Genomic DNA, 3,173 nt, shown 5'->3' on the forward strand with positions numbered 1-3,173 from the left:
CTGGATTTTTGGCCCTAGGGGCGTCAAAAAACCAAAGAAACAGCGATTTGGGGAAACCCGCAGGTGATTGCTAGAGTTATCAGGTCTTGCGTTGCCTCATGCCCCAAAACTGGGTTGGCAGCGTGAGCAGTGTAAACATCAAACCACTTTGTTGTAGGCCCCTCGCCCAATAAAGCGGCCGCGCGGACACGGCGGCGAGCACCCCACGTTATTTAGCATGGGGCGCGCTAGTAGCCAGCAAGCGCGCGGTACACGCATCCTGGGTGGGCTGGGAACCGCAATGAGAAAGGCTATGGGTCAAAACTTATGACCATGACTGATCCCATCGCGGACATGCTGTCCCGCGTGCGGAACGCATCCAACGCGTTCCATGAGTCCGTCTCCATGCCTTCCTCCAAGATCAAGGCGAACATCGCCGAGATTCTGAAGGAGGAGGGTTACATCGCTGACTACACCGTCAATGACGCCAAGGTTGGCAAGACACTAGACATCGAGCTGAAGTACGGCCCGTCCCGCGAGCGTTCTATCTCCGGGCTGCGCCGTGTCTCCAAGCCGGGTCTTCGTGTGTACGCAAAGTCCAACGAGCTGCCGCAGGTTCTCGGCGGCCTGGGTGTGGCCATCATTTCCACGTCCCACGGCCTGCTGACCGACCGTGAGGCTCAAAACAAGGGTGTAGGCGGAGAAGTTCTCGCCTACGTCTGGTAACTAGAGGAGGTCTAAACCATGTCTCGTGTTGGCAAGGCACCGGTGGCTGTCCCCTCTGGCGTCACCATCAACATCAACGGCCAGTCTGTCGAGGTCAAGGGTCCGAAGGGCACCCTGAGCCAGGACATTCCGGCCCCGATCACCGTGGCTCAGGAAGGCGAGGAGCTCGTCGTTTCCCGCCCGGATGATCACCGCAAGAATCGTTCCCTGCACGGCCTGTCCCGCTCCCTGGTCTTCAACATGATCGAGGGCGTGACCAAGGGCTACACCATCAACATGGAAATCTTCGGTGTTGGCTACCGTGTGCAGCTCAAGGGCAAGAACCTGGAGTTCGCACTGGGCTACTCCCACCCTGTGCTGATTGAGGCACCGGAGGGAATCACCTTCGCAGTGGATGGCAACACCAAGTTCTCCATCGCAGGTATCGACAAGCAGCAGGTCGGACAGATCGCCGCGAACATCCGCCGTCTGCGTAAGGACGATCCTTACAAGGGCAAGGGCATTCGCTACGAGGGCGAGCAGGTCCGTCGCAAGGTCGGAAAGACGGGTAAGTAATGAGCAACACTGCACAAAACGAAAAGCGTCTGCCGGTGGGCAAGGATATTTCCACCCGCCGCCGCACCGCACGCGCACGTCGTCACTTCCGTATCCGCAAGACCCTCTCCGGCACCCCGGAGACCCCGCGTCTGGTAATTCACCGCACCTCTCGCCACATGCACGCACAGGTCATCGACGATGTTGCAGGCCACACCCTGGTCGCAGCATCCACGATGGAAGCCGATGTGCGCGCTATGGAGGGCGACAAGAAGGCTCGCGGTGCGAAGGTCGGTCAGCTGATCGCCGAGCGCGCCAAGGCCGCTGGCATCGAGGCTGTCGTCTTCGACCGTGCGGGCTACAAGTACCACGGCCGCGTCGCCGCTCTGGCTGATGCTGCCCGCGAAGGTGGTCTGAAGTTCTAATGACCAACTCCACGAACAACACCAACGGAAGGAACGCGTGATGTCGGGACGTGAACGTAACGGCGGACGCTCCGCCGAGAACAACGACAAGAACGAGCGCAACGAGCGTAACGGCCGCAACGACCGCGGTGGACGTAACGATCGTCGCAACCAGCAGGATGAGCGCAGCCAGTTCATCGAGCGCGTGGTTACCATCAACCGCGTCTCGAAGGTTGTGAAGGGCGGTCGCCGCTTCAGCTTCACCGCGCTGGTCATCGTCGGCGACGGCCAGGGCATGGTCGGCGTCGGCTACGGCAAGGCCAAGGAAGTCCCTGCCGCCATCCAGAAGGGCGCAGAAGAGGCTCGCAAGAACTTCTTCCGCGTACCGATGATCAACGGCACCATCACCCACCCGGTTCAGGGCGAGGACGCTGCAGGCATCGTCATGATGAAGCCCGCAGCACCCGGTACCGGTGTGATCGCCGGTGGCGCCGTCCGCCCGGTGCTGGAGTGCGCCGGCGTGCAGGACATCCTGTCGAAGTCCCTGGGCTCCGACAACGCCATCAACATTGTCCACGCAACCGTGGCTGGCCTGAAGCAGCTGGTCCGTCCGGAAGAGGTTGCCGCACGCCGCGGCAAGGCCCTGGACGAGGTTGCTCCGGCCGCTATGCTGCGCGCACGTGCAGCAGGACAGGGGGCATAAGCAATGGCTCTGAAGATCACCCAGGTTAAGGGCTTGGTCGGAACCAAGCCGAAGCAGCGCGATTCCATGCGCTCTCTCGGCCTGAAGCGCATTGGCCAGACGGTCGTCCGCGAGGACAACCCGATCGTCCGCGGCCAGATCAACGTTGTGCGCCACATGGTCGAGGTCGAAGAAGTGGCAGGAGAGTAAACATGAGCGATCCAATTAAGCTCCACGACCTCCGCCCCGCTCCGGGCGCCAAGAAGGCCAAGACCCGCGTGGGTCGTGGTGAGGCGTCTAAGGGCAAGACCGCAGGTCGTGGTACCAAGGGCACCAAGGCTCGTAAGCAGGTTTCGGCAGCATTCGAGGGTGGCCAGATGCCACTGCACATGCGCCTGCCTAAGCTGAAGGGCTTCAAGAACCCCGCCAAGGTAACCTACCAGGTGGTTAACGTGTCTGACCTGGAGAAGGCATTCTCCAACGGTGGCGACGTCACCGTTGCAGACATCGTTGCAGCTGGTCTGGCTCGCAAGAACCAGCCGGTGAAGGTTCTGGGTAACGGCGAGATCAGCGTGAAGCTGAACGTCACCGCTAACAAGTTCTCGGGCTCTGCAAAGCAGAAGATCGAGGCTGCCGGTGGCACCGCTACCGAGGCTAAGTAAGGACGGTTAGGCGGCTAGATTGTTCTGGCCGCGCTTAGCTTCTCAAGAAGCGCCCTGCCAGTGCATTGTTGCGCTGGTGGGGCGTTTTTGTTTTATCTATTGACGCCCATATTTCGGCAAGTTCTGAATCCAGGTAGATAGAGCCGGGGCAGTGGCAGGGCGGTGGCAGGGCAGTGGCAGGGCAGT

The 3,173-nt window shown here is 60.7% G+C and carries 6 protein-coding genes; all 6 read left to right on the forward strand.

The window, feature by feature from the left end; translation table 11 throughout:
* Nucleotides 1-306 precede the first annotated feature (306 nt).
* The 6 genes from rpsH to rplO are packed head-to-tail and all read left to right on the forward strand — an operon-like array spanning nucleotide 307 to nucleotide 2,987.
* Nucleotides 307-705, forward strand: a complete 399-nt coding sequence (gene rpsH, locus Q0331_RS10365) for a 30S ribosomal protein S8 (RefSeq protein ID WP_011274137.1) — start codon at nucleotides 307-309, stop codon at nucleotides 703-705.
* An 18-nt stretch (nucleotides 706-723) separates the two neighbouring features.
* Nucleotides 724-1,260, forward strand: a complete 537-nt coding sequence (rplF, locus tag Q0331_RS10370) for a 50S ribosomal protein L6 (protein ID WP_011274136.1) — start codon at nucleotides 724-726, stop codon at nucleotides 1,258-1,260.
* Nucleotides 1,260-1,664, forward strand: a complete 405-nt coding sequence (gene rplR, locus Q0331_RS10375; RefSeq protein WP_011274135.1) for a 50S ribosomal protein L18 — start codon at nucleotides 1,260-1,262, stop codon at nucleotides 1,662-1,664. Before rplF ends, rplR begins: the two co-directional genes overlap by 1 nt.
* A 40-nt stretch (nucleotides 1,665-1,704) precedes the next feature.
* Complete coding sequence (gene rpsE / locus Q0331_RS10380) at nucleotides 1,705-2,346, forward strand: 30S ribosomal protein S5 (RefSeq protein WP_298076269.1); 642 nt, start codon at nucleotides 1,705-1,707, stop codon at nucleotides 2,344-2,346.
* Between the two features lie 3 nt (nucleotides 2,347-2,349).
* Nucleotides 2,350-2,535 (forward strand): 50S ribosomal protein L30, encoded by a 186-nt coding sequence (rpmD, locus tag Q0331_RS10385; RefSeq protein WP_005291917.1) that lies wholly within the window; start codon nucleotides 2,350-2,352, stop codon nucleotides 2,533-2,535.
* A gap of 2 nt (nucleotides 2,536-2,537) precedes the next feature.
* Nucleotides 2,538-2,987, forward strand: a complete 450-nt coding sequence (rplO, locus tag Q0331_RS10390; RefSeq protein ID WP_034984966.1) for a 50S ribosomal protein L15 — start codon at nucleotides 2,538-2,540, stop codon at nucleotides 2,985-2,987.
* Nucleotides 2,988-3,173: the final 186 nt, after the last annotated feature.

This window comes from uncultured Corynebacterium sp. (assembly GCF_937999985.1).
Classification (GTDB): domain Bacteria; phylum Actinomycetota; class Actinomycetes; order Mycobacteriales; family Mycobacteriaceae; genus Corynebacterium.